At 67.7% G+C, this 23771-nt stretch carries 22 protein-coding genes; 11 read left to right on the top strand and 11 right to left on the bottom strand.

The genetic code is table 11. The features are described from left to right. The first annotated feature begins 143 nt into the window (after positions 1 to 143). Positions 144 to 1982: a diguanylate cyclase domain-containing protein gene (locus ACF8NF_RS21570; protein ID WP_313284357.1), complete on the top strand. Its 1839-nt coding sequence runs from the start codon at positions 144 to 146 to the stop codon at positions 1980 to 1982. A gap of 181 nt (positions 1983 to 2163) precedes the next feature. Here the strand turns inward: ACF8NF_RS21570 and ACF8NF_RS21565 are convergent, their stop codons facing one another. The 3 genes from ACF8NF_RS21565 to ACF8NF_RS21555 form a co-directional block, all read right to left on the bottom strand. Continuing rightward, entirely contained in the window at positions 2164 to 2760 is a 597-nt protein-coding gene (locus tag ACF8NF_RS21565) for a hypothetical protein (protein ID WP_392451252.1), read from the bottom strand. Between the two features lie 329 nt (positions 2761 to 3089). After that, the gene (locus ACF8NF_RS21560) at positions 3090 to 3857 is read right to left on the bottom strand and encodes a hypothetical protein (protein WP_392451251.1); all 768 of its coding nucleotides are present in this window, start codon (positions 3855 to 3857) and stop codon (positions 3090 to 3092) included. A 22-nt stretch (positions 3858 to 3879) separates the two neighbouring features. Continuing rightward, on the bottom strand, positions 3880 to 4344 hold the full coding sequence (locus ACF8NF_RS21555; RefSeq protein ID WP_126312793.1) for a low molecular weight protein-tyrosine-phosphatase: 465 nt from the start codon (positions 4342 to 4344) through the stop codon (positions 3880 to 3882). Between the two features lie 100 nt (positions 4345 to 4444). Here ACF8NF_RS21555 and ACF8NF_RS21550 point away from each other — a divergent pair, with 100 nt between their 5' ends. Continuing rightward, on the top strand, positions 4445 to 4678 hold the full coding sequence (locus ACF8NF_RS21550; protein ID WP_392451250.1) for a hypothetical protein: 234 nt from the start codon (positions 4445 to 4447) through the stop codon (positions 4676 to 4678). A gap of 121 nt (positions 4679 to 4799) precedes the next feature. Here ACF8NF_RS21550 and ACF8NF_RS21545 read toward each other — a convergent pair whose 3' ends face one another. Together ACF8NF_RS21545 and ACF8NF_RS21540 are read right to left on the bottom strand one after the other, a co-directional pair. Continuing rightward, positions 4800 to 5123, bottom strand: a complete 324-nt coding sequence (locus tag ACF8NF_RS21545; RefSeq protein ID WP_392451249.1) for a hypothetical protein — start codon at positions 5121 to 5123, stop codon at positions 4800 to 4802. Positions 5124 to 5148: 25 nt separating this feature from the next. Beyond that, on the bottom strand, positions 5149 to 5559 hold the full coding sequence (locus ACF8NF_RS21540; protein WP_013803816.1) for a GNAT family N-acetyltransferase: 411 nt from the start codon (positions 5557 to 5559) through the stop codon (positions 5149 to 5151). On the opposite strand from ACF8NF_RS21540, the gene ACF8NF_RS21535 reads away from it, so the two are divergent. Together ACF8NF_RS21535 and ACF8NF_RS21530 are read left to right on the top strand one after the other, a co-directional pair. Next, positions 5558 to 6091, top strand: a complete 534-nt coding sequence (locus ACF8NF_RS21535) for a Com family DNA-binding transcriptional regulator (RefSeq protein ID WP_392451248.1) — start codon at positions 5558 to 5560, stop codon at positions 6089 to 6091. The genes ACF8NF_RS21540 and ACF8NF_RS21535 overlap by 2 nt on opposite strands. After that, positions 6088 to 6441, top strand: coding sequence for a hypothetical protein (locus ACF8NF_RS21530; protein ID WP_392451247.1), 354 nt, complete (start codon positions 6088 to 6090; stop codon positions 6439 to 6441). Before ACF8NF_RS21535 ends, ACF8NF_RS21530 begins: the two co-directional genes overlap by 4 nt. Before the next feature lie 338 nt (positions 6442 to 6779). On the opposite strand, the gene nirD is transcribed toward ACF8NF_RS21530, so the two are convergent. From nirD to ACF8NF_RS21515, 3 genes are all read right to left on the bottom strand, one after another. Then, the gene (gene nirD / locus ACF8NF_RS21525; RefSeq protein WP_392451246.1) at positions 6780 to 7121 is read right to left on the bottom strand and encodes a nitrite reductase small subunit NirD; all 342 of its coding nucleotides are present in this window, start codon (positions 7119 to 7121) and stop codon (positions 6780 to 6782) included. 48 nt (positions 7122 to 7169) lie between these two features. Then, a complete protein-coding gene (gene nirB, locus ACF8NF_RS21520) occupies positions 7170 to 9686 on the bottom strand; it encodes a nitrite reductase large subunit NirB (RefSeq protein WP_392451245.1) in 2517 nt (838 codons plus the stop codon). Between the two features lie 242 nt (positions 9687 to 9928). Continuing rightward, complete coding sequence (locus ACF8NF_RS21515; RefSeq protein WP_047325970.1) at positions 9929 to 10936, bottom strand: AraC family transcriptional regulator; 1008 nt, start codon at positions 10934 to 10936, stop codon at positions 9929 to 9931. A 162-nt stretch (positions 10937 to 11098) separates the two neighbouring features. Between ACF8NF_RS21515 and ACF8NF_RS21510 the strand changes: the two genes are divergently transcribed. From ACF8NF_RS21510 to ACF8NF_RS21490, 5 genes are read left to right on the top strand one after another with little or no spacing between them, the layout of a single operon-like run. After that, positions 11099 to 11947: a TauD/TfdA family dioxygenase gene (locus ACF8NF_RS21510; protein ID WP_016450062.1), complete on the top strand. Its 849-nt coding sequence runs from the start codon at positions 11099 to 11101 to the stop codon at positions 11945 to 11947. Between the two features lie 29 nt (positions 11948 to 11976). Next, positions 11977 to 13035 (top strand): 3-keto-5-aminohexanoate cleavage protein, encoded by a 1059-nt coding sequence (locus ACF8NF_RS21505; RefSeq protein WP_012203932.1) that lies wholly within the window; start codon positions 11977 to 11979, stop codon positions 13033 to 13035. Between the two features lie 14 nt (positions 13036 to 13049). Then, the gene (locus ACF8NF_RS21500; protein WP_046240910.1) at positions 13050 to 14018 is read left to right on the top strand and encodes a tripartite tricarboxylate transporter substrate binding protein; all 969 of its coding nucleotides are present in this window, start codon (positions 13050 to 13052) and stop codon (positions 14016 to 14018) included. Between the two features lie 39 nt (positions 14019 to 14057). After that, positions 14058 to 15029 (top strand): quinone oxidoreductase, encoded by a 972-nt coding sequence (locus ACF8NF_RS21495; RefSeq protein ID WP_046240897.1) that lies wholly within the window; start codon positions 14058 to 14060, stop codon positions 15027 to 15029. Between the two features lie 12 nt (positions 15030 to 15041). After that, positions 15042 to 16124, top strand: coding sequence for an AraC family transcriptional regulator (locus tag ACF8NF_RS21490; protein WP_151019813.1), 1083 nt, complete (start codon positions 15042 to 15044; stop codon positions 16122 to 16124). Between the two features lie 4 nt (positions 16125 to 16128). Here ACF8NF_RS21490 and ACF8NF_RS21485 read toward each other — a convergent pair whose 3' ends face one another. From ACF8NF_RS21485 to ACF8NF_RS21475, 3 genes are read right to left on the bottom strand one after another with little or no spacing between them, the layout of a single operon-like run. Beyond that, entirely contained in the window at positions 16129 to 17187 is a 1059-nt protein-coding gene (locus ACF8NF_RS21485) for a 3-keto-5-aminohexanoate cleavage protein (protein WP_252653118.1), read from the bottom strand. A gap of 56 nt (positions 17188 to 17243) precedes the next feature. Further along, positions 17244 to 18089 (bottom strand): TauD/TfdA dioxygenase family protein, encoded by an 846-nt coding sequence (locus tag ACF8NF_RS21480; RefSeq protein ID WP_392451244.1) that lies wholly within the window; start codon positions 18087 to 18089, stop codon positions 17244 to 17246. A 20-nt stretch (positions 18090 to 18109) separates the two neighbouring features. After that, entirely contained in the window at positions 18110 to 19078 is a 969-nt protein-coding gene (locus ACF8NF_RS21475; protein ID WP_046240894.1) for a tripartite tricarboxylate transporter substrate binding protein, read from the bottom strand. A 247-nt stretch (positions 19079 to 19325) separates the two neighbouring features. Between ACF8NF_RS21475 and ACF8NF_RS21470 the strand changes: the two genes are divergently transcribed. After that, positions 19326 to 20546: a porin gene (locus ACF8NF_RS21470; protein WP_043781105.1), complete on the top strand. Its 1221-nt coding sequence runs from the start codon at positions 19326 to 19328 to the stop codon at positions 20544 to 20546. 84 nt (positions 20547 to 20630) lie between these two features. Further along, on the top strand, positions 20631 to 23165 hold the full coding sequence (locus ACF8NF_RS21465; protein WP_133072775.1) for an ABC transporter permease: 2535 nt from the start codon (positions 20631 to 20633) through the stop codon (positions 23163 to 23165). Positions 23166 to 23771: the final 606 nt, after the last annotated feature.

Below are 23771 nucleotides of genomic sequence, written 5' to 3'. Positions count from 1 at the left end.
CGGAGGTGAAGGTACGCCAGCGGCGCGAGCGCCGTTGCCATCGGTCAAAACCTTGTCTGGATCGTCCCGTCCTTGTGCTAAAAATGTGCGGCTCCATCCACCCGGACGCTCATCAAGCCAGACGGAAAGGGACACCCGGCGCCATGAAGACGCTTCTTTCTGACAAGGTGCTGCGGCGCCTGGTGCTTGGCAACCTGCTGGTCGCCGGCCTGCTGGGCCTGGCCACCTGGCTGAGCCTGCGCGCCAACCACCAGGCCGACCTGGACCTGGGCGTGGCTGTCACCCAGAACCAGGCCCGCAGCCTGAGCCTGGAGCTGACGGCTGAGATGCGGCTGGTGGACAACGCACTGGCCACCGTGGCAGGCCGCTACCGCAGCCGGGGCCTGGACGGCGACGATGTGGCGGCCCTCGCCCTCTATGAAATCCTGCAGGAGCAGCGTGCCCTGCTGCCCTTCGTCACCGCGCTGCGCGTGACCGACGCCAAGGGCCAGGTGCTGCTGACGGCCAACGAGGAAGAGCCCCCGTTTTCCGTGGCCGACCGCAGCTACTTCGAGCGCGCGCGCCACTCCGACCGCATGGTGATCTCCGATCCGCTGGTCAGCCATTCCTTCAACAAATGGGCCATCGTGATGGCACGCCGGCTGCAGTCCGGGGACGGGGATTTCAAGGGCATCGTCTATGCCGTGGTCTCGGCCACGCATTTCCAGTCGCTGTTTCGTCGCCAGGCCTTCGGGCCCGACAGCGCCATTGCGCTGCGCTCGGACAAGGACCTGCTGGTGGCCCGCTACTCGGCGGCCGATCCGTGGTCGGTGGCCGGCATTGGCGGCTCTGCGGTCTCCAGCGAGTACCACCATGCCCTGGCCGGCAACCGGGACAGCGGCTGGTACATCACGCCCACGGTGATGGACGACGTGGAGCGCATCACGGCCTACCAGCGGCTGGCCGGCTATCCCCTGACCGTCTTCACGGGCCTGGGCACACAAAGCTACCTGGCCGCATGGCGTGCATCGGCCTGGCGCGCCTGGGCACTCACGGGCCTCAGCATGGCACTGATCGCGCTGGGTTCGGTCAGCCTCTACCTGCTGCAGCAGCGCGAGCGCGTGGCGCGCATCCGGCTTGCCGAGCTGCTGCGCCAGCAGGAACTGTTCATGGACAACGACCTCATCGGCATCGCCCGCCTGCGCGAGCGCCGGCTGCTGTGGACCAACCAGGCCCTGCAGCGCATGCTCAAGCGCCCGGCCGGCGAGCTGCAGGGCACCTCGGCGCGCATCCTCTACCCGGATGAGGAAACCTATGAACGCTCCGGCGAGCTGGCCTATGGTGCACTGCGCTCCAGCGGCAAATGCCATGCCCAGATGCAGCTGAAGACCAGCGATGGCAGCCTGCTGTGGGTCGATGTCAGCGGCGCAGGCCTGGCCGACGGCGAATCGATCTGGGTCTTCGTGGACATAGACGCGCTCAAGCGTGACGAGCAAGCCGCACAGCACCAGGCGCTGCACGACGTGCTGACCGGCCTGGCCAACCGCCGCGCACTGCAGGCCCGGCTGCAGCGCGAACTGGCCCAGGCCTGCGGACCGGGGCAACTGGCCGTCTGCTTCATGGACCTGGACGGCTTCAAGCAGATCAACGATACCGAAGGCCACGATGCCGGCGACGAAGTGCTGCGCATCGTCGCCCGCCGCCTCACCACCCAGGCCCGCGAAACCGACTGCGTGGCCCGCATGGGTGGAGACGAATTCGTGCTGCTGCTGGGCGAACTGGCCTCGGCCAACGACGCCCTTCAGGCCATGCAGCGCTGCCTGGCCTCCATCTGCCAGCCCATCCGCCTGGAAAACGGTGCCACCGTCCAGGTCGGCGCCAGCATCGGCATCGCCCTCAATGCCGCCCGGGAAAACACCACCCAGCTGCTGCAGCGCGCCGACGAGGCCATGTATGCGGCCAAGCGCGCGGGCAAGGGGAGGGTGGTGGTGGCGGGCGGGTAGGGACTTGGCGGCTATGCCGCCGTTGTGATTGCGGCAGTTGTCTGGGCGGAGGAGGCCGTGGGCTCAACAAGGCAAGGCCTTGAATGCCGAACCCAAAGTCACCGCCGGGGCGGTCACCAAAGGCCGGGCGGCAGACCCGGCCTTTTCTTTTCTTGCTTTCGCTTTTCAGCGCTCGGCCTCTTCAATCCATATCCGGATCCTCGTCGCAGCCCGAGCCATTGACGGAGCACATGGAGCCTATCTTGATTTTCCGCATGGGCTGCTTGGCCAGCCTTTCACAGCGCGACATTTGCTCGGCATACATATCGTCCATGTGCGTGCCGTCAATCATGATCACCCCATTGCGAATGATGGGCTTTGCCTGACCATCGGCAAGGGCGAAGGCCATTTTCCTGAGAAGAAAACCGGCATGGTGGCAAGGGCCGAGGGCCATGGCAATCCTGGCCATTTCAGGATCAGGAACGCGATTTTTGGCCTGCGTCAGGCTGTCCATCTTTTCCATGAAAGCCCCATCGTTCTGCGCGATCTGCCCCACCAGCTTGGTCATGCCCGCCTGATTGCGCTTTTTCACAAGATCCGCGATCTGGTCCTCCAGGCGTCTTGCCGCAGCGGCATCACCGAATGCAGCCAGAGAGGCAGATAGTGCATCGTTCTCTGCCGCCGATACTCCGTTCGGCACACACAGTACAGCGCTCGCAGCGAGCAAGGCAGCCATGATCCGGCGAGTCCGGATTGCGCCTTGCGGCCGCAGGCGTCCTCCCAATGCAATGGTGTTCATGCTCTTTGAAGATGGATTGAAATGAAAAATCTCCATTGCACAGGTGCAGTGGAGAAGAAGGGCTTGGGCGGGAATGGCCAAGCCGCCGAACTCTATCTCAATATCCGAATGGATAGCCAGGCATCAGCCAGTCAATTGCTTTGTCGCACCACCAGCTCATGACGCAGATCCAGGCTTGGCGATTCCCCGGCCTCTGCGCGCATCCATTGCAGCAGCATGCGCACACCTTCGGTGCCCACGCGGCCAAGCGTGCGGGCAAGGGGCGGATTGTGGTGGCGGGTGGGGAGGGCTATGGAGGCCGTGGTGCCGGGGCAAGTGGGGCCGTGGGCTCAACAAGGCAAGACCTCGAATGCCGAACCAAAAGACGACGCAAGGCCGTTGATGGCCCGTGTGCACAGGCGTGCCCGGTTGAGTGCGATGTCGCACAGCAGTGCGATGGCAAAGGCCAGATAGGCCATGTAGGCCAGGCCGATGTAACTGCCAAACACAATGGTGTGCAGCCAGTCCTGTGCGAACAGATACAGCATGGCAGTCACCGCCGAGGCGGTCACCAGCACGATGGCGGGCAGGGCCAGCTGCAGCCCCGCCCGCCTGTGTCGCGCCGTCACGCCCACCAGAGCCAGAAACACCAGCGCATTGGACGCAGTGAAGACCCTGAACTCCCGCACCAGGCTGGCCGTGGTCTGGTGGTAGGCCGACTCGATGAATTCCACCAGCCGGGCACGCATCTGGATCAGCGATGCCAACTGGGTGGCTTGGCGCTGCTGCGTGTAGACGGCATTGCGCTTGCGGCATTCGCAGTCGGCGCGGCGCATGTCGGTCATGACCGAAGCCAGCTTGTCGGGGATGCCTGCCTCGATCTCGCGCCGCACTGCGGCGATCTCGCTATCTGTCCTGCCCAGCGCCTTCTGGGCCAGGCCCGCCATGCGCGAGCCTGAAAGCGCATCCAGCTGGGTGCCCAGCCTGTGCTCGATCTCGATGCGGATGATCTCCTTGCCCAGGCTCTCGACCAGCAATGGCGAGGAAAACGAGAGCACGAAGGCCGATCCGAACAGAACCGTGCCCACGATGCCGAAAACCAGGATGAGAGCCTGCATATCGTCGCAGTGCAGTGGCTTGTCAGCGCTTTTGCGGCGCCATGCCCAGCGTGGCCAGCAGCCCCCTGCAGCCGTCCTCCACCAGGTCCAGCACGTCCTCAAAACCCCGGTCGCCGCCGTAGTAGGGGTCGGGCACTTCGCGCGCGGTGTGCTCGGTGCAGAAGTCCGTCAGCCGCTGTACGCGGTGCCATTCGGACTCGGGGCAGATCCTGCGCGCGGCGGATTCGTTGGCGCCATCCATCACCAGAACCTGGTCGAATGCCGTGAAGTCCTCGGCCCGCAGTTGCCGCGCGCGTTGCTGCGAGAGGTCATAGCCGCGCCGCGCGGCATGGGCCTGGGAGCGGCGGTCGGGTGCCTCGCCCACGTGGTAGCCGTGCGTGCCTGCAGAGTCCACTTCGATGCGGCCCGCCAGGCCCGCGTCGGCCACCATTTTTTCAAGCACGCCGTGGGCCGTGGGGCTGCGGCAGATGTTCCCTGTGCAGACCATGAGGATTCTTTTCCTCTTGGTGGCTGGCCTGTGGTCAGCTGACTGTTCCCGAATCTGTTCCATAAACCTCCCTGTGGGTAACGGGCTTCACGACATCTCGATGGCCTGCGATGCCAAGGCGCTCGCCGGCATTTTCCACGCCCCGCACCTGATCTGCCGGGCCGCTTATGCTGCGCCCATGGTGGAACTGCTTTGTTTCTGGATGGCCCGGGTGGGTGCGGCCCTGCTGGAGTTGCGGTTGCTGCGCAGCAGCGACGGCGGCTTCAGGGTGATGGTCATCACGGCGGCCATCGTGGTCATCGTGTGCCTGGCGTTGCTGTCCTTGTACGCCTGAGCCCGCAGGTCGGGCACGGGCAGGCGCCCTGTCGGGCGGATTTCATGGTGCCGCGCCGCCGGCATGGGACGTGGCTGAACTCAATGCAGCGCCATCTTGCATGCCAGTGCGGATTCTTCGATCACTGCGGAATCGATGCATCAATCATGTGCGGCCCGGTGATCTTCTGCGACGGGATCCAGACCAGATAGGACCTCCACATGCCCCGATCATTGCAGTACACAAGGTACTCGCCTGGGTCCAGGCGGCTCTCCCGGTATTGGAATTGCACGCAGCCGATAGCTTGGTTCTTGCCCAGCGCGATGGCGATGTCTCGGCTGAAATCAGTTCTCCACGGACCGGGATAGCGCTCGGTGAGCGGCACACTTTTCGGCGCAGGCACAAGGAAGGCCACGGCCAAAAACGCTGTGGCGATCACTGCCGCTGCTCTCAGTTTGTTGTTCATCTCTGTCTAGATCGGGCCTCTGCAGTCAAACAATGCGCAAGGACATGCCCGCCTTCCTGGGCAGCAGGGAGGGTTCGAACCCATAGCGGCGATAGAACTCCGGCGTGCCGTGGTCGGCCATGAGGCTGACATAGGCCGTGGGCAGGGCATTGCCGTGGATGTACTGCATCAGGCGCTGCATGATGAGGTGGCCCAGGCCCTTTTTCTGGTGCTCGGGGATGACAGCGATGTCCACGATTTCGAAGAAGCACCCGCCGTCTCCGATCACGCGGCCTATGCCAACCGGCGTTGCATCGGCATAGACGACCACGCTGAACAGGCCGTTTTTCAGGCCGATGGCGGCCGCCTCGGGCGACTTGCGGCTCAGGCCGGCAGCCAGCCGGATCTGGATGTAGTCCTGGACGGCGGGGACGTGGTCTTCAATGCGGTAGTTCATGGATGGTGAGGGCGCCAGGGGCATATCGGAGGATCGGCAGAGCGCCATCATAGGCAGGCGTCTGTCCGATGCCCACGGCAGAGCCTTCGGCCAGGCTGGCCGTGGTGACTGCGTTGGAGTGCGCTTGCACCGTATCCAGCGCACGCCGTGCAGCTCGGCACGCAGCAGGCTTGGGGAACAGCGTTGCGCCCACGTTGCGGGTCTCGCGCGCATCTTGTCGCAGCAGCCGCTGCATGGCGGGGGACATGTGAGCCGATGTGCCACAAGAAGTACTGTCGCCTGGGCCGTGCACTGGCGGAATCGGTCCAGCAGAATGAAGCCATCGCAACAATCAACGGATACCGTCCAAATGGAGTATGGAATGCAAGAGGTGAGGTGTTCCAGCTGCAATCGCAAACTTGCAATGGGCATCTTCCAGAAACTGAGCATCAAGTGCCCGCGCTGCGGGACGCTGAATTCCTTGAGGGTCGAGAGCCCCCAATATGAGTGCCATCGAGCGCCTGTCAACTTAGATGAAAGGCAATCGCCATGACAACTCTTGCAAAGCCCACCCCCATCGGCGCCCTGTACGCGAACCTGGGTGTCAATACCTCCGTCGTGCAGGTGGTCGCGCCTGGCAACAATCTCCATGGCCTGGTGATCCGCACGCTGTACGTCAATTCCTATGCTGGCACGATCGGTGTGCAGGTGTACGCTGACACAGCCGCCCCATCGGCATATGGCGATGGTACGAAGCGCTTGATCTTCATCGGCACTCCCATTCCGACGATCGGCGCGCAGTACTCTTTGTATGTGCCGCCTGGCCAGGGGATTTGGGCTGTTGCCAATGGAAACGGCAGCGTCAACATGACCTATGACCTGTTGACAGAACCCCTTGTCTAAGGGGTTGTGACGGAAAGCCCGCTGACACAGCCAGCGGGCTTTTCTGTTTGCTGCGTGCGTGACCTTTGGCGCCGTAGCTCGCCTCCTCGAAGGTGCGAAGTGAATGCGCTTGGAGCCTGCTTTTTGCGAGACCGAAGTCTGGCTTCTGGATGAAGTGCAACCTGATGGCTTGCGTATGTTGAACGGCGCGCTTTTCGATCTGCGTCAAGCAGTCCGGTCTGACGTCCATATCAACGCTGGAAATTTCCAACTTCGAAGGCCGTGAATCGCCTTTCGTGAAGACCTTGCTCAAACCAGCTCTCGGCGCCATGCCCAGTTTCGCTGATCTGACCGAGACCTCAGTGCAGCGCCACCATCAACTGCCCATTCTCATTGCGCACCGCATGCACGCGTACGGAGTGCTCGGGCGCTTCCAGGCATTCGCCGGTGGCCAGGTCGAAGTGGTGCTTGTAGATGGGCGAGGCGACGACGACGCGCTCGCCCAGGCTGCCGACCAGGCCGCGCGCGAGCACGCTGGCGCCGCAGCGCGGGTCCACGTTGTCTATGGCGTAGAAGCGGTCTTCGCCAAGGCGAAAGACCGCCACATGCCGGCCTTCGACCAGCGCGCAGACCCCCGTGTCGGGGACGATGTCGCGGGCGGCGCAGACGGGCATCCACTGTTCTTGGGCGGGGTGTGTCATGGCGGTGCCTTGTCGGTGGTATGGGTGCGGGCCGGGTTCAGGCATGGATCAGGCCGTGGCCTCGCTGCGCTCCTCGGCGCGCGCCGGGCGGATCTGGCCGCGCTCCTGCACGAAGACGATGTGCTCGTCGGGCTGGTCGCTGTTGATGAAGCTGCGAAAGCGCTGGCGCACTTCGGGCGTGGTGACGGCGGTCTTCCACTCGCACTGGTAGGTGTCCACCACATGCTGCATCTGGGCCTCGAGTTCGGCGCCCAGGCCCAGGCTGTCGTTGACCACCACGTCCTTGAGGTAGTCCAGGCCGCCTTCCAGGTTTTCGCGCCAGGTGCTGGTGCGCTGCAGGCGGTCGGCCGTGCGCACGTAGAACATCAGGAAGCGGTCGATGAGCTGCAGCAGCCTGTCCTTGGACAGGTCGGAGGCGATCAGTTCGGCATGGCGCGGCTTCATGCCGCCGTTGCCGCAGACGTAGAGGTTCCAGCCCTTGTCGGTGGCGATCACGCCCACGTCCTTGCCCTGGGCCTCGGCGCATTCGCGCGTGCAGCCCGAGACGCCGAACTTGATCTTGTGCGGCGCGCGCAGGCCCTTGTAGCGGTTTTCCAGCTGCACGGCCAGGCCCACGCTGTCGTCCACGCCGTAGCGGCACCAGGTGGAGCCCACGCAGCTTTTGACGGTGCGCAGCGACTTGCCGTAGGCATGGCCGGACTCGAAGCCGGCCGCGATCAGCTCCTCCCAGATCAGTGGCAACTGCTCCACGCGCGCGCCGAACAGGTCCACGCGGGCGCCGCCCGTGAGCTTGGTGTACAGGCCGTATTTCTTGGCCACCTGGCCGACGGCGATCAGGCCGTCCGGCGTGACTTCGCCGCCGGGCATGCGCGGCACCACGGAGTAGCTGCCGTCCTTCTGGATGTTGCCCAGGTAGTAGTCGTTGCTGTCCTGCAGGCTGGCCAGCTGCGGCTGCAGCACGAACTCGTTCCAGCACGAGGCCAGGATGCTGGCCGCCAGCGGCTTGCAGACATCGCAGCCCAGGCCCTTGCCGTGGCGGTGCAGCAGCTCGTCGAAGGTCTTGATGCCGCCCACGCGCACCAGGTGGTACAGCTCCTGGCGAGAGTGCGGGAAATGCTCGCAGACATGGTTGTTGACGGCCATGCCGCGCCGGGCCATCTCGGCCTTCATGACCTGGGTGGCCAGGGGCACGCAGCCGCCGCAGGTGGCGCCGGCCTGGGTGCAGGCCTTGAGCTCGGCCATGGTGCAGGCGCCTTCGCCCACGGCCGCGCAGATCTGCGCCTTGGTGACGTTGTTGCACGAGCAGATCTGCGCCGTGCCGGGCAGGGCGTCCACGCCCAGGCCGGGCCTGGCCTTGCCGTCGCTGGAGGGCAGGATGAGGAACTCGGGCTCTTCGGGCAGCGCGATGCTGTTGAGCGTCATCTGCAGCAGCGTGCCGTATTCGTCGGCATTGCCCACCAGCACGGCGCCCAGGAGCTGGCGGCCGTCCTCGCTGACCACGATCTTCTTGTAGACCTGCTTGCGCTCGTCGATGAACTGGTAATTGCGGCTGCGCGGCGTCTTGCCCTGGGCGTCGCCGATGCTGGCCACATCCACGCCCATGAGCTTGAGCTTGGTGCTGAGATCGGCCCCACCGAAGGCGGCCTCGGCCTCGCCCGCGATGTGGCGTGCCGCCACGCGCGCCATGTCGTAGCCGGGTGCCACCAGGCCGAAGGTCTGCTCGCGCCAGGAGGCGCATTCGCCAATGGCGTAGACGCTGCGGTCGCTGGTGCGGCAATGGTCGTCCACGGCCACGCCGCCGCGCGGGCCTATGGCCAGGGCGCATTGGCGGGCGATCTCGTCGCGCGGGCGGATACCGGCGGAGAAGACGATCATGTCGGTTTCCAGGTGCGTGCCGTCGGCAAACACCATGCGGTGGCGCGCCGTGGCGCCGTCGGTGATCTCCAGCGTATTGCGGCCCGTGTGCACCTGCACGCCCAGGTCCTCGATCTTGCTGCGCAGCACGCGGCCGCCGCCGTCGTCCACCTGCACGGCCATCAGGCGCGGGGCGAACTCCACCACATGGGTCTCCAGGCCCAGGTCGCGCAGGGCCTTGGCGCATTCCAGGCCCAGCAGGCCGCCGCCCACCACCACGCCGGTTCTGGAGCGCGCGGCCGATGCCTGCATGGCCTCCAGGTCCTCGATGGTGCGGTAGACAAAGCAGTGCGGCCGGTCGCGCCCCGGCACGGGCGGCACGAAGGGCGCCGAGCCCGTGGCCAGCACCAGCCTGTCGTAGGGGATGACTTCGCCATCGGCCGTGGTCACGGTGCGCTCGCGCCGCTCCACGGCTGCCGCCCTGGCCGCCAGGCGCAGCGTGAAGCCGCTGGCCTCGAAGAAGCCGGGCGCCACCAGGCTCAGGTCCTCGGCGCTCTTGCCGGAGAAGAATTCCGACAGGTGAACACGGTCGTAGGCGGCGCGCGGCTCCTCGCACAGCACAGTGACGTTCGCGTCTGCCACGCCCAGGGCATGCAGCTGCTCGAGAAATTTGTGGCCCACCATGCCGTGGCCGATCACAACGATGTTCATCTGGCGTCCTGCGTTGCGCATCCAGTGTTTTGCGGGCCGCAGGCCAGGGCCGGCGGGTCAGGGCTGCCAATGCAAGTGCCGTGCCAGCACCGCTGCGCGGTGCCTGCCCGTGGTGCACGCTGCCTGGTGCGCAGACAGCGTGCACCGCAATGCGCCCGCCGCACCGCGCAGGGGCGGGGTGCGCCGTGGTGGTGCGTCAAGTGCGATCAAGTGCGCCAGGTCCGCCAGGAACGCCCGGTGCTTCAGGCGCGAGGCAGTCCCTGCGCGCGGCTGCGCCAGGCCTCGGGCGCGCAACCGAATTGCGCAGCGAACCAGCGCGTGAAGGCGCTGTGGCTGGCATAGCCGAGCATGGACGCGATCTGGCCCACGCTGTAGTGGGGATGGTCCAGGTAGCGCAGGGCCAGTTCGTGGCGCACTTCGGTCAGCAGCTCGCTGAAGCTCAGGCCCTCGCGGTCCAGTTCACGCTGCAGCGTGCGCAGGCTGCGCCCCATGCCCTGCGCCACGCCTGCGCAGGTGGCGTTGCCCGAGGGCAGCAGCAGGTAGATGACCCGGCGCGCCTGGTGCCCCACGGAGGCGGCACGGTGGGCCGGCATGGCCTCCACCAGCCGCAGCGCATAGCGCGCCAGCGCGGGATCGGCGAGCGGGTTGGGCTCGTCCAGGTCGGCGGCGCGGCAGGCGATGCCGTTGAACTCGGCGCCGAACGTGATGCGGCAGCGGAACATGCGGCGGTGCTCGGACAGGTCGGCCGGTGGCGCGTGGCTGAAGCTGACGCCCTGCGGCCGCCAGCGCTCGCGCAGCAATGCCTCGCACATGCGCCACAGCACGCCCATGGCCAGTTCCACGGACTGGCGCATGGCGCCGTGCAGGACGAAGTCCTCGCGCAGGATGACGATGCCCCCTGCATCCTCCAGGTGGATCAGCAGCGATTCGTTGACCAGGTGCATGTGCGCGACCAGCGTGTCCAGCGCATGGCGCAGCGTGGGCTGGTGCTGCAGCAGCAGGCTCACGGCGCCGAAGCTCGACAGCTGGCGGTGCCGGGCCATGCGCAGGCCCAGGGACTCGCAGCCCGTGGACTGGGCCGCGTCTTCCAGCAGGCGCGCGACGATGGCCACGTCGATCAGCTGGTCCTGCTCGCGCAGCAGCGCGGGCCGCAGGCCGGCCTGGCGCAGTGCCTTGTCGGGGTCGCCGCCCAGTTCGCGCATGACGTCCGAAAAATGGGTCAAGGCCGCCGCGCGCACCATGGTGACCATGCTTGCCCTCCTGTCAGTCCGTGGCCTGGTGGCACGAAATGCAAAGAGGATGGCATGGCTTGCATAGTCCGCGGAACCGGGTTTTCCTACATTGCAGAGACCGGCCCCACGCCGGGCGGACCGTGCCGCCACGGGCCTTCACAACAATGACAGGAGACAGGCATGCGCATAGAGCCCATGACATGCGCCATCGGCGCCGAATTGCTCGGCGTGCGGCTGGCCGACGCGGTGCGCGACGACGCGCTTTTCTCGGAGATCCGGGCAGCGCTGCTGCGCCACAAGGTGCTGTTCCTGCGCGACCAGGGCCTGGCGCGCGCCGAGCACGTGGCCTTTGCGCGGCGCTTCGGCGAGCTGGAGGACCATCCGGTGGCCGGCAGCGACCCCGAGCATCCGGGCCTGGTGCGCATCTACAGGACGCCCGAGCAGCCCAACGACCGCTACGAGAATTCCTGGCACTGCGACGCCACCTGGCGCGAGGCGCCGCCCATGGGCTGCGTGCTGCACTGCGTGGAATGCCCGCCCGTGGGCGGCGACACCCTGTGGGCCAACATGGCGCTGGCCTACGAACGCCTGCCGGACGCCGTCAAGGCGCTGATCGCGCCGCTGCGCGCGCGCCACAGCATCGAATGCACGTTCGGTGCGGCCATGCCCATCGAAAGGCGGCTGGCGCTCAAGGCCCAGTACCCCGATGCCGAGCATCCCGTGGTGCGCACCCATCCCGAGACCGGCGAGAAGGTGCTGTTCGTGAACGGCTTCACCACGCATTTCACCAATTTCCATACGCCCGCCAATGTGCGCGTGGGCCAGGACTTCACGCAGGGCGCCTCCGGCCTGCTGCAGTACCTGATCGGCCAGGCTGCCATCCCCGAGTACCAGGTGCGCTGGCGCTGGCGGCCGGGCAGCGTGGCGATCTGGGACAACCGCGCCACCCAGCACTACGCGGCCATGGACTACCCGCCCAGCCACCGGAAGATGGAGCGCGCGGGCATCGTCGGCACGCCGACCTTCTGAACCACGATCACGACACAAGGAGACACGCCATGAACTTTCTCGACGGCCACCTGTTCCCCGAAAACCAGCAGCCCCTGATCATCACGGCCGCGCCCTATGCGCCCTCGTGGCTGCCCTCGGACTTTCCCGGCGAGATCGCCGTGACCATGGACGAGCAGATCCAGAAGGCCGTGGACTGCTACAACGCCGGCGCCACCGTGCTGCACCTGCATGTGCGCGAGCTCGATGGCAAAGGCAGCAAGCGTTTGTCGAAGTTCAACGAGCTGATCGCCGGCGTGCGTGCGCGTGTGCCCGAGATGATCATCCAGGTGGGCGGATCGATCAGCTTTGCTCCCGAGACGGACGGCGCGGCCGCCAAGTGGCTGTCCGACGACACGCGCCACATGCTGGCCGAGTTGGAGCCCGTGCCCGACCAGGTCACGGTGACCATCAATACCTCGCAGATGAATTTCCTGGAGCAGTTCGATGCGCGCGACATACGCGGCACCTCCATGGAGGACCCGGCCGTCTTCAATGCCTACAGGGAGATGACCGTGCCCGCCCAGCCCGGCTGGGCCGAGGAGCACATCCGGCGCCTGTCGGCCGCCGGCATCCAGAGCGCCTTCCAGTGCTACAACATCAACAGCTTCGAGTCCGTGGAGCGGCTCATGCGCCGCGGCATCTACAAGGGCCCGCTGGTGATGAACTGGGTGGCGATCGGCGGCGGCATGGACGCGCCCAGCATCTACAGCCTGGCCAACTTCGTGCGCGCCGTGCCCGATGGCGCCGTGCTCACCGTGGAAAGCTCGGTGCTCAACGTGCTGCCCGTGAACATGATGGGCATCGCCATGGGGCTGCATGTGCGCTGCGGTACCGAGGACAACCTCTGGAACCAGCGCCGCACGGCCAAGATGGGCACGGTGGCGCAGATCGAGCAGCTGGTGCGCATCGCAGGCGAGTTCGGCCGCCCCATCGCCACGGCGCAGCAGGCGCGGGAGATCTGCCGGATCGGCCAGTTCTACGGCACCGTGGACGAGACGCTGGCGGCCAATGGCTTCGCGCCCAACCGCAACGGCGCCCAGCAGGGATTTCTGCGCAAGGCCGCCTGAACCGGGAGCCCATGATGCAACGCATGCCCCCCTGGACGGCCATCGCCCTGGCCGCCTCGCTGCTGGCCGGTGGCGCCCACGCCTTCGGCGACAAGCCGGTCCGGCTCATCGTGCCGGCGCCGCCCGGCGGCACCATCGATGTGTTCGCGCGCATCATCAGCGACCAGCTGGCGCAGGAGATACGCCAGCCCGTCATCGTCGAGAACCGGCCCGGTGCCGGTGGCGCCATCGCCGTCAAGCACATGCTGTCCCAGCCGGCCGACGGCAGCACGCTGCTGGTGACGGTGACCAACATCCTCACCGAGGTGCCCCATGTGCTCAAGGTCGGCTTCGACCCCATGAGGGACGTGCGGCCCGTGGCGCAGATGGCGCGCTCGGTGATGCTGTTCATCGCCTCGCCGCAGTTTCCCGCGCGCGACGGGGCCGAGGCCATCGCCTACGTGAAGGCCCACCCGGGCACGCTGTCGTTCGCCTCGTACAGCCAGGGCACGGCCTCGCAGTACGCGGGCGCCATCCTCAACAGAAGGGCCCACCTGGACATGGAGCATGTGGCCTTCCCGGGCTCGGCGCCCGCGCTGGCCCAGGTCATGGGCAACCAGATCCCGCTGATGTTCGACGGATCGGTCACCTCCAAGCCGCTGATCGCGGGCGGCAAGGTCAGGCTGCTGGCCGTGGCCTACAAGAGCCGGCTGCCCGACTACCCGCAGGTGCCCACGCTGGCCGAGCTGGGCTACCCCGAGGTGGATTTCAGCAACTGGAGCGGCGTGTTCGCCTCGGCGCAGACGCCGCGCCCGCTGCTGGAGAAGATCCACGGCGCGCTGGCCCGGGTCAACGCCCGCAAGGCCGTGCGCGAACGCTATGCGGGCACGGGCTTCGAGCCCGTCGAAGGCGATCGCTCGCTGGAGCAGATGTCCACCGACCTGCGCGCCGAGTTCGAGCGCAATGCCGAGATCGTCCGGAACTTCGACATCCGGCTCAACTGATGCAGGGCGCCCCACCCAGGCGCTACACAAGGAGACTCCATGGCAAAGGCCATACGCTTTCATACCACCGGCGGCCCCGAGGTGCTCAGGCTGGAGCATGCCGAGGCCGGTGCGCCGGGACCCGGCCAGGCGCGCGTGCGCCACAGCTTCATCGCCGTCAACTTCATCGACATCTATTTCCGCACGGGCCGCTATCCGCTGGCCCTGCCCAACGGCCTGGGCTCGGACGCCGTGGGCGTGGTCGAGGCCGTGGGGGAGGGCGTGACCGAAGTGCGGCCCGGCGACCGCGTGGGCTACCTGATGGGCCCGCAGGGCGCCTACAGCGATGTGCGCGTGATGCCGGCCGATGTGCTGATCCCGCTGCCCGACGGCATCAGCGACCGCACTGCGGCCACGCTGATGATGAAGGGCATGACGGCGCAGTACCTGTTCCGCCAGGTCCATCCGCTGCAGGGGGGCGAAACCATCCTCTACCACGCGGCGGCCGGAGGCGTGGGGCTGATCGCCTGCCAGTGGGCGCGTGCCCTGGGCGTGACCATGATCGGCACGGTGAGCACCGACGAGAAGGCCGCCGCCGCGCGCGCCAACGGTTGCGCCCACGTCATCGTGACCTCGCGCGAGAACACCGTCGCTCGCGTGATGGAGATCACGGGCGGCAAGGGCGTGCCCGTGGTCTATGACTCGGTGGGCAAGGACACGCTCATGGATTCGCTGGACTGCCTGCAGCCGCGCGGCCGGCTGATCAGCAACGGCACCTCGTCGGGCTCGGTGGTGGTGGACTCCCAGTTGCTGGCCTCCAAGGGATCGATCTGGATGACGCGGCCCGCGATGGTGCACTACATCCAGCCGCGCGCCCACATGCTGGAGATGGCGCGCGAGCTGTTCGACCATGTGCTGGCCGGGCGCATCGCCAGCGAGCCCCAGCAAAGCTTTGCGCTGGCCGATGCGGCCCAGGCGCACCAGGCGCTGGAGTCGCGCCGCACCACGGGCGCGACGGTGCTGATTCCCTGAAATGGACCTGCCATGCAGACCCCTGCGCTCCATGCCTTCGGCACCGTGGCCGCAGGCCGCAGGCCCGTCACCTGCGGCCTTATCCGCAGTGCCAGCCTGCATGGCTATGCCGACCTGGTGAAAAGCCTGGGCCATGATCCCGCCGTCCTTGTGCGCGCGGCGGGACTGTCGGCGCGCCTGCTCGACGACCCGGAAACGCTGATTCCCATCCATGCCGTGCGCGAGCTGCTGGAGGTGGCCGCGCGCACCACGGGAACGCAGGATTTCGCGCTGCGCCTGGCGGCGCGGCGCAGCCTGTCCCACCTGGGCCCCATCAGCCTTGTGCTGCAGCAAGAGCCCACGCCGCGCCAGGCGCTGGACACCCTGTGCCGCTACCTCAAGCTGCTGAGTGCGGGCATGTTCGTACGCATCGAGGACGCGGGCTCCGGGGTGCTGGTGCGCCAGGACCTGGTGCCCATCGCGGGCATGGCCATGCGCCAGTCCATGGAGCTGGCGGTGGGCGTGATGTTTCGCGTGCTGCGCGAGCTGATCGGCGCCCAGTGGCGCCCGCAGCAGGTCAGCTTCGTACACCGCGCACCGGCCGATGCATCGGCCCACCGTGCCTTCTTCGGCGTGACCCCTTTGTTTGACCAGCCTTTCAACGGCATGGTCTGCCGCCTGGCGGATCTGCAACTGCTGCGCGAATGCGGCCAGGCGCAGGGCTCGGGCGTTGCGCGCTTTGCGCGAAGCCATCTGGAGCAGGCGCTGCGCAGCCGGGGCGAAGGCATGCAGGCGGCCTGCAGGGAGCTGATCATTGCATTGCTGCCGGGCGGCCGCTGCACGGCCCAGCAGGTGGCGCGCCACCTGGGAATGGACCGCCGCACGCTGCACCGCCGCCTGCTTGCGGAGGGGCAGACTTTCTCGGCACTGCTCGACACCCTCCGCAGGGAACTGGTGCTGCGCCATCTGCAAGACGGTGGCCAGCCCCTGGGCGAGGTGGCGGGCCTGCTGGGGTTTGCCGCGCCCAGCGGCTTTTGCCACTGGTTCCGGGCCGCTTTCGGCGCCAGCGTCTCGGACTGGCGCAGGCGGGGGCAGGGACGGGTTGGCGAGGCCTAGTGCGTCAGGCGGTCTTGCGCAGAAATCCCTGGTTGCCGCCGTTGCGGTTGGGCGCGAAGCCGTTGGCCGCCAATGTCTCTTCGGGGGTGTCGTAGAACACGCCAATCTTGCTGATGGCGCGCGCCTGTTGCGCCGTGGCGATGGGGCGGCCGAACTCGCGCGCGATGCGTACCAGCTGTTCGATCTGGGAGACCGTGCTGGCCTTGGCGCTGCGCGACTGGTTCCACAGGCAGTCCTCGGTGCCGCAGCGCACGTGCAGGCCCATGGCGATGCCCATCATGTTCACGGGCAGCACGTTGCGCACATTGCTTTCCACGGTGAGCACGGCGCCGTCGGGCACGGCGCGCACGAAGTGGGCCAGGCTGTAGATGCTGGGCGCGTCCATGCCGCCGCCGATCGCCACCCAGTTCATCACCAGGGGGCCCTTGTAGATGCCGCGGCGCATGAGCCGCTCCACCGACTCGAAGCTGTTGATGTTGTAGCACTGGAAGGCGCTCTGGATGCCGGCGGCGGACAGGCGCCGGATGTGCTCCTCGGCCCAGCCGGGCTGGGCGGGCACGGTCATCTCCTTGTAGGCGTCGAAGATGGCGGGATTCTCGCGCGAGGTGCCCCTGAAGTCCGCGTCCTCGGCCTGCTCCGTCACGTTCATCTGCGAGGTATTGACGGTCACCGTGACCTGGTCGGGCACGGGCTCCAGCTCGGCCAGCATGTGGCGCGTGTCGTCGGACAGCCACTTGGCGGCCGCGCCGTCCGTCTCGGGAGCAAAGCTGATCGATCCGCCCACCTGGATGATCATCTCGGGCACGCGCGCACGCACGCCGGCGATCAGCTCGTTGAACTTCGACAAACGCTTGCTGCCTTTGCCGTCCAGCTCGCGCACATGCAGGTGCAGCACGGTGGCGCCGGCGTTGTAGCAGTCCACGGCCTTCTGGATCTGCTCGTCCATGGTCACGGGAATGTCTTCGGGGAAATCGCCGGGCAGCCAGCCCGGCGCATAGGGGGCCGCCGTGATGATCAGGGGCTGCTGGTTTTCGGGGAACAGGTGGCCATCGAGAAAATTCATGGGACGCTCCGGTGGGTGGGGGTGAGGGGGGGTGTGGAAAGAGTCTGTGCAGGGCCTCAGCGCGGGATGTCGCCGACGATGCCCGCGCGCTCCATGCGGCGGGGCGCCGGGTAGTAGTCGTTGAGCGCGTAGTGCTGGGTGCTGCGGTTGTCCCAGACGGCCACGTCGCCGGGCTTCCAGGACCAGCGCACCTGGTATTCGGGAATCGTGGCGCGGCTGATCAGGTAGTTCATCAGCAGCGCGGCGCCGGGCGCCTTGTCTATGCCGTGGCGCACGTTCTCGGGCGTGCTGTAGTTGACGAAGTGGGTGCTGAAGCCCGCGCCCACGAACAGCAGCTTCTCGCCGGTCTCGGGGTGGGTGCGCACCACGGGATGCTCCACGGGCGGGTGCTCGCCGGCCAGCCGCGCGCGCGCCTCGGGCGCCATCACGGCACCGAAGTTGTGCTCTATGCCGGCCTTGGCGCGCAGGCCGTCGATGCTGCGCTTGATGCTCTCGGGCAGCTCCTCGTAGGCCTTGACCATGTTGACCCAGATGGTGTCGCCGCCGATCGGCGGGCACTCTATGCAGCGCAGCACCGCGCCCATGGCCGGGTTGGGGCGCCACAGGCCATCGCAGTGCCAGGTGTTTTCGTAGCTGTGCGGATCGTCGCTGCGGTAGATGCGCACCAGGCCAGGGTGCTCGGGATCGCTGCCTGCCACGGGATGGTCCTCCAGTGGGCCGAAGCGGCTGGCAAAGGCCACATGTTCGGCGCGCGTGATGTCCTGGTCCCGGAAGAACAGCACGCGATGGGTCAGCAGCGCGGCGCGGATGTCCGCGAACAGTGCGGCGTCGCGTGCGGCATCGCCGAGATGGACGCCGGAGATTTCGGCGCCGATGGCGGGGGTGATCTGTCGGATCTGCATGGTCGGTGTTTCCCTGGAAGTCAGTTCGCGGTGATCTGGTATTTCTTCACGATGCCGGCGTTGCGCTCGGACATCTGGCGTGTCTCGCGCTGCAGCGCGGCGGTGTCGGTGAGCACCTCGGGCTCCAGCCCCACGTCGGAGAGTTTTTGCTGCACGGCCGGCGCGCTGGCCGCTTTCCCGATGGCGGCGCGCAGGCGTTCCATGGTTTCGGGCGGCAGGCGGGCCGGCACGATCAGGCCCACCCAGCCGCGAAACTGCAGCTCGGGGTAGCCGAGTTCGGCGGTGGTCGGCACCTGGGGCAGGTGGCGCGAACGCCGGGGGCCGGAAAACGCGTAGGCACGCAGCTTGCCGGCCCTGATCAGGGGCACCGAGGTCAGCATGCCGTCGAACATGACGTCCACCTGGCCGCCCAGCAGGGCCTGCACGGCCGGCGGCGAGCCCGCGTAGCCCACGTGCTGCAGGTCCAGGCCCGCCTTGTCGCTGAGGATCAGGCCGGCGTAGTGCGACACGGTGCCGGGGCTGTAGCTGGCAAAGCTGGTCTGGCCTTTGCGTGCCTTGAGCTGCGCGAGCAGCTCCTGCATGTCCTGGGCGGGCTGGCTGGCCCCGGCCACCAGCACCACGCCCGAGCGGGCCAGCGAGGCCAGGGGCACCAGGTCCTTGAGCGGATCGAACGGCATCTTGATCACATGGGGGATCTCGGCCAGCAGATTGCTTGCGCCCACCAGCAGCGTCTGCCCGTCGGCGGGCGCCTGCAGCAGGGTCTGCATGCCCAGCAGGCCGCCTGCGCCCGGGCGGTTGTCTATCACCACGGCCTGGCCTGTTTCAGACGCGAGCTGCTGGCCCACGACGCGCGCCACGATGTCCATGGTGCCGCCCGGCGGTGCGGGCACGATGAGCCTGAGCGGCTGGCGGCTCCAGGCCGTACCGGCGATGGCGATGGTGATGGCGCAGCCCGCGAGCAGCGTGGCGATGGCGTGGGGCAGTCTCATATCCGTGTCTCCTTGTTCCGTGTTCTGGCATCCAGTATCGAAAGCCCGCGTTCCCGGGACTTGCCATTGGGGGACAGGCATTTGCCTTGTTGGGACAAATCCATGGCAACCCTGACCAGGGCAACCCGCGCATGTCGTGAATTGCAAAGCCGTTGGCATGAACTGCCAAGAAGCGGCGCGATGGCGTTCCTAGAGTCGATTCGTGGCGCAGGACCGCGCCAGCCCCCACGATGAACAGGAGACCCCCATGCCCCGACTTCACCCCCATCCCTGCGGCCTGCACGCGCTGGGCCTGCTGTGTCTGGCAGGCGCGGCCGCCGCCCAGGCGCCCACCTCGGTCACGCTGTTCGGCGTGATGGACGCCGGCATCAGCCGCTACAGCGTGCGCAGCGATTCCTGGGACGCGGGCCCCGCGCGCTCGGCGCGGCAAAGCACCTGGGCGCTGTCGCCTTCGGGCAACCTGGCCAGCCGCATCGGCATACGCGCCAGCGAGGACCTGGGCGGCGGCCTCATGGCCGGCCTGTGGCTGGAGGCGCCGGTGGCCAATGACACGGGCGGCGGCGCGCTCAACTTCGGGCGGCGCGCCACCATCAGCCTGTCCGGCCGCCTGGGCGAGCTGCGCATGGGGCGCGATCACACGCCTTCGTTTCTGAACGACTGGGCCTTCGACCCCTTCACCGTCAACGGCGTGGGCACCAACCTGATCGCCGTGGTCAACAGCAACCTGGCCATCGCCCGCGCGCTGGCCACGGGCGGCCTGCTGGGCGGCGGGCTGTCGGCGGGCACGGACACCTATCTGCGCGCAGGCAACTCCATCGGCTACTTCCTGCCGCCGGGCCTGGGCGGCGTCTACGGGCAGGCCATGTACGCCTTCCCCGAGAACAGCTCGAAGCGGGGGCGCTACGCGGGTGCCCGCATCGGCTGGGCCATGGGGGCGGCCGATGTGGCGCTGGGCTATGGCGAGAACACCCTGGGCACCTCGGGCGCCGGCGCGGAAAAGATCCGCTCGCTGAACCTGGGCGGCTCCTATGACTTCGGCCCGGTCAAGCTGTTTGGTGAATGGTCCGGCGTGCGCAACGAGCGGCGCGACGCCGGCACGCTGGCCGCCATCAACGACCGCTACCTGGGCGTGCTGGCCGGCGTGAACATCCCCGTGGGCCAGGGGGCGCTGCGCGCCTCCTATGCACGTGTGCAGTTCAGGAATGGCCAGGGCCTGGCCGACGGCGATTCCTCGGTGAACAAGCTCGCCCTGGGCTATGTGCACCCGCTGTCCAAACGCACGGCGCTGTACGCCACGGTGTCGCGCATCAGCGTGGGCAACGGGCGCAACAACCCGGGCGTGATGGGCGTGACGCCGCTGGTGGTCAGCAACCCGGCCATCCTGCCCCAGCCCGGCTACCTGACCACGGGCGGCATGCAGCCGGCCGGCGCGCTCGGGCTGGACCTGGGCCTGCGGCTGATGTTCTGAACGGCTGGGCCAATCGTTCTGAACGGCCGTGCCAATAGCCGTGGCGCCCGGGTGCCCATCTTCGCCTGCGCTAATCTGCGCGGCATGAATGGATCTTCTGCATGGACCTTGGGTTGGCGCACCCTGTGGCGCGACCTGCGCGCGGGCGAGTTGCGCCTGTTGATCGTCGCCGTGATGCTGGCCGTGGCCGCGCTCAGTTCGGTGGGCTTTTTTGCCGACCGGCTGCAGGCGGGGCTGCAGCGCGATGCGCGCCAGCTGCTGGGCGGCGACGTGGTCGTGGTCGGCGACAACCCCACGGCGCCGGCCTTTGCCGAGCGCGCACGCTCCGAAGGGCTGCAGGCCCTGGAGACATCCAGCTTCCCGACCATGGCGCGCGCCAGCGACGCGCAAGGCGGCATGAGCCGCCTGGTGGCGCTCAAGAGCGTGCCCGAAGGCTATCCGCTGCGCGGCAGCCTGCGCGTGGCCGATGCCCCCGGCGCGGCCGACCGGGCCACGCGCGAGATACCGGCGCGGGGCGAGGCCTGGGTCGATGCGCCGCTGCTGGAGTCGCTGGGCATAGGCGTGGGGGACATGCTGCTGCTGGGCGACGCCCAACTGCGCGTGGCGCGCATCATCTCCATCGAGCCTGACCGGGGTGCGGGCTTCATGAACTTTGCGCCGCGCGTGATGATCGCCTCCGCCGACCTTGCCGCCACAGGCCTGGTGCAGCCGGCCAGCCGCATCACCTACCGCCTGGCCGTGGCCGGCGCGGGTGATGGCTCCGAGCCGGCCGTGCAGCGCTACCGCGTCTGGGCCGAGCAGCAGGCCAAGGCGCCCGGCGTGCATGGCGTGCGCGTGGAGTCGCTGGACAGCGGCCGCCCCGAGATGCGCCAGACGCTGGACCGCGCCGAGAAATTCCTGAGCCTGGTCGCCCTGCTGGCGGCGCTGCTGTCGGCCGTGGCCGTGGCCCTGGCTGCGCGCGGCTTTGCCAACAGCCACCTCGACGCCTCGGCCATGCTGCGCGTGCTGGGCCAGAGCCAGCGGCGCATCGCGGGCGCCTACACGGTGGAGTTCGTGCTGGTCGGCCTGGCCTCCAGCGCCGCGGGCGTGCTGCTGGGCTGGGCCATCCACCATGTCTTCGTGCTGCTGCTGGCCGGGCTGGTGGAAACCGCCTTGCCCGCACCGGGCCTGTGGCCTGCCGCCTTTGGCGTGGGCATGGGGCTGACCCTGCTGCTGGCCTTTGGCCTGCCGCCCGTGCTGCAGCTGGCGCGCGTGCCGCCGCTGCGCGTCATGCGCCGCGACCTGGGCGCGCTCAAGCCTGCCTCGGTGGTGGTGCTGGCCGTGGGCGTGGCAGGCTTTGCGGCCTTGCTGCTGGCGGCCAGCCGCGACATCAAGCTGGGCCTGATCGCCGTGGGCGGCTTTGCCGTGGCCGTGCTGCTGTTCGCGGCCCTGGGCTGGCTGGCCGTGCAGGTGCTGCGCCGCCTGGTACACGAGAGCACGGCGCCGCGCTGGCTGGTGCTGGCCACGCGCCAGATCGCCGCGCGCCCCGCCTATGCCGTGGTGCAGATCAGCAGCCTGGCCGTGGGGCTGCTGGCGCTCATGCTGCTGGTGCTGCTGCGCACCGACCTCATCGGCAGCTGGCGCCAGGCCACGCCGGCCAATGCGCCCAACCGCTTCGTCATCAACGTGCAGCCCGAGCAGGCCGACGGTTTCCGCGCGGCGCTGGACAAGGCTGGCGTCACCTCCTATGACTGGTTCCCCATGATCCGGGGGCGTCTGGTCACCGTCAACGGCAAGCCGGTCAGCCCCGACGACTTCAGCGAAGACCGTGCCAAGCGCCTGGTGGACCGGGAGTTCAACCTCTCCACCACGGCGCAGGCGCCCGCACACAACCTGATCACGGCGGGCACCTGGACGCCTGGCGCCAAGGGCGAGATCAGCGTGGAGGACGGCATTGCCGAGACCCTGGGCCTCAAGCTCGGCGACACGCTGGGCTTCGACGTGGGCGGCGTGCCCAGCGAGGCGCGCATCACCAGCCTGCGCAAGGTGGACTGGGGATCGATGCGGGCCAACTTCTTCGTCATCTATCCCGTGGACCACCTGGACGACGTGGCCGTCAGCTACCTGGCCGCCTACCGCGCGCCGGACGTGGCGGGCTTCGACAACGCCCTGGTGCGCGAGTTTCCCAACATCACCAACGTGGACCTGAGCACCACGCTGGCCCAGGTGCAGCGCGTGCTGGACCAGGTGATACGCGCGGTGGAATTCCTCTTCGGCTTCACCCTGGCAGCCGGCCTGGTCGTGCTCTTCGCCGCCGTCACCGCCACGCGCGAGGAGCGCGCCCGCGAGTACGCCATCATGCGCGCCGTCGGTGCCCAGGCCCGGCTGCTGGCGCAGGTGCAGCGCGCCGAGCTGGCCGGCGTGGGCCTGCTGGCGGGTTTCCTGGCCAGCTGCGCGGCCGGTGCCGTGGGCTGGGCCCTGGCGCGCTGGGTGTTCGAGTTCAACTGGACCGTGCCCTGGTGGGCTCCGCTGGCGGGGGCTGTTGCCGGGGCCTTGCTGGCCTGGATGGCGGGGTGGTGGGCGTTGCGGGAGGTGTTGAGGAGGCCTGTGATGGATACGTTGAGGCAGGTGGCTGAGTAGGTCTTTGGGTTCCGTTTTTTGTCCCTGCCGGGCGGTTTCTTTTCGAGGCCGGGTCTCGGCCCGGCGGCCGACCTACTTTCTTATCGCGCGACCGGAGTGCCGGCCATAAGAAAGTAGGCAAAGAAGCGCGCCCCGCACTGCCCACGACCCCTTCGCTTCGCTACGGGGCGACCTGCGTTGGGCGGGATGCGGGGTGCGCCGTGAAACTCGTTACGCGCTGCGCGCTTCACTCAAACATCACGGCGAGTCAGATGACGAAGCAGCCCTGTCCTTCGGCAGGGCTGCCACCCCGCATCCCGCCCAACGCAGGCGTGGGCAGAAGGCGGGAGGCTGGGGAACAGCCAACAGCCAACAGCCAACAGCCAACAGCCAACGGCCAACGGCCAACGGCCAACAGCCGACAGCCGACAGCCGGCGCCGTCGCTCCGCTCGGCTTCAAACCGGGGCCGAGCGAAGCGAAGGCCCGAGCCAACTCCCCGTATGTCAGCGCCTGCGGCGTGGTGGTTGCGGGGTTGCAGTCCTGCCGAAGGACAGGACTGCTTCGTGATCTGACTCGCCGTGATGTTTGAACGTAGCGCGCAGCGCGAAGAGAGTTTCACGGCGAAC

This window comes from Delftia sp. WSY_22 (assembly GCF_043104185.1).
GTDB lineage: Bacteria > Pseudomonadota > Gammaproteobacteria > Burkholderiales > Burkholderiaceae_C > Comamonas > Comamonas tsuruhatensis.
Note: the sequence above shows the minus strand (reverse complement) of the source record. Positions and strands in the feature narration are given on the sequence as shown.

Bases quoted from the DNA above. Each gene is read 5' to 3' on its own strand.
- ACF8NF_RS21480 (WP_392451244.1), bottom strand. From the start codon at position 18,089: ATGCAGATCCGACAGATCACCCCCGCCATCGGCGCCGAAATCTCCGGC.
- ACF8NF_RS21530 (WP_392451247.1), top strand. From the start codon at position 6,088: ATGACAACTCTTGCAAAGCCCACCCCCATCGGCGCCCTGTACGCGAAC.
- ACF8NF_RS21555 (WP_126312793.1), bottom strand. From the start codon at position 4,344: ATGGTCTGCACAGGGAACATCTGCCGCAGCCCCACGGCCCACGGCGTG.
- ACF8NF_RS21505 (WP_012203932.1), top strand. From the start codon at position 11,977: ATGAACTTTCTCGACGGCCACCTGTTCCCCGAAAACCAGCAGCCCCTG.
- ACF8NF_RS21475 (WP_046240894.1), bottom strand. From the start codon at position 19,078: ATGAGACTGCCCCACGCCATCGCCACGCTGCTCGCGGGCTGCGCCATC.
- ACF8NF_RS21470 (WP_043781105.1), top strand. From the start codon at position 19,326: ATGCCCCGACTTCACCCCCATCCCTGCGGCCTGCACGCGCTGGGCCTG.
- ACF8NF_RS21495 (WP_046240897.1), top strand. From the start codon at position 14,058: ATGGCAAAGGCCATACGCTTTCATACCACCGGCGGCCCCGAGGTGCTC.
- ACF8NF_RS21565 (WP_392451252.1), bottom strand. From the start codon at position 2,760: ATGAACACCATTGCATTGGGAGGACGCCTGCGGCCGCAAGGCGCAATC.
- nirD (WP_392451246.1), bottom strand. From the start codon at position 7,121: ATGACACACCCCGCCCAAGAACAGTGGATGCCCGTCTGCGCCGCCCGC.
- ACF8NF_RS21535 (WP_392451248.1), top strand. From the start codon at position 5,558: ATGGATGGTGAGGGCGCCAGGGGCATATCGGAGGATCGGCAGAGCGCC.
- ACF8NF_RS21515 (WP_047325970.1), bottom strand. From the start codon at position 10,936: ATGGTCACCATGGTGCGCGCGGCGGCCTTGACCCATTTTTCGGACGTC.
- ACF8NF_RS21465 (WP_133072775.1), top strand. From the start codon at position 20,631: ATGAATGGATCTTCTGCATGGACCTTGGGTTGGCGCACCCTGTGGCGC.
- ACF8NF_RS21550 (WP_392451250.1), top strand. From the start codon at position 4,445: ATGGCCTGCGATGCCAAGGCGCTCGCCGGCATTTTCCACGCCCCGCAC.
- ACF8NF_RS21485 (WP_252653118.1), bottom strand. From the start codon at position 17,187: ATGAATTTTCTCGATGGCCACCTGTTCCCCGAAAACCAGCAGCCCCTG.
- ACF8NF_RS21540 (WP_013803816.1), bottom strand. From the start codon at position 5,559: ATGAACTACCGCATTGAAGACCACGTCCCCGCCGTCCAGGACTACATC.
- ACF8NF_RS21545 (WP_392451249.1), bottom strand. From the start codon at position 5,123: ATGAACAACAAACTGAGAGCAGCGGCAGTGATCGCCACAGCGTTTTTG.
- ACF8NF_RS21500 (WP_046240910.1), top strand. From the start codon at position 13,050: ATGCAACGCATGCCCCCCTGGACGGCCATCGCCCTGGCCGCCTCGCTG.
- ACF8NF_RS21490 (WP_151019813.1), top strand. From the start codon at position 15,042: ATGCAGACCCCTGCGCTCCATGCCTTCGGCACCGTGGCCGCAGGCCGC.
- ACF8NF_RS21570 (WP_313284357.1), top strand. From the start codon at position 144: ATGAAGACGCTTCTTTCTGACAAGGTGCTGCGGCGCCTGGTGCTTGGC.
- ACF8NF_RS21560 (WP_392451251.1), bottom strand. From the start codon at position 3,857: ATGCAGGCTCTCATCCTGGTTTTCGGCATCGTGGGCACGGTTCTGTTC.
- nirB (WP_392451245.1), bottom strand. From the start codon at position 9,686: ATGAACATCGTTGTGATCGGCCACGGCATGGTGGGCCACAAATTTCTC.
- ACF8NF_RS21510 (WP_016450062.1), top strand. From the start codon at position 11,099: ATGCGCATAGAGCCCATGACATGCGCCATCGGCGCCGAATTGCTCGGC.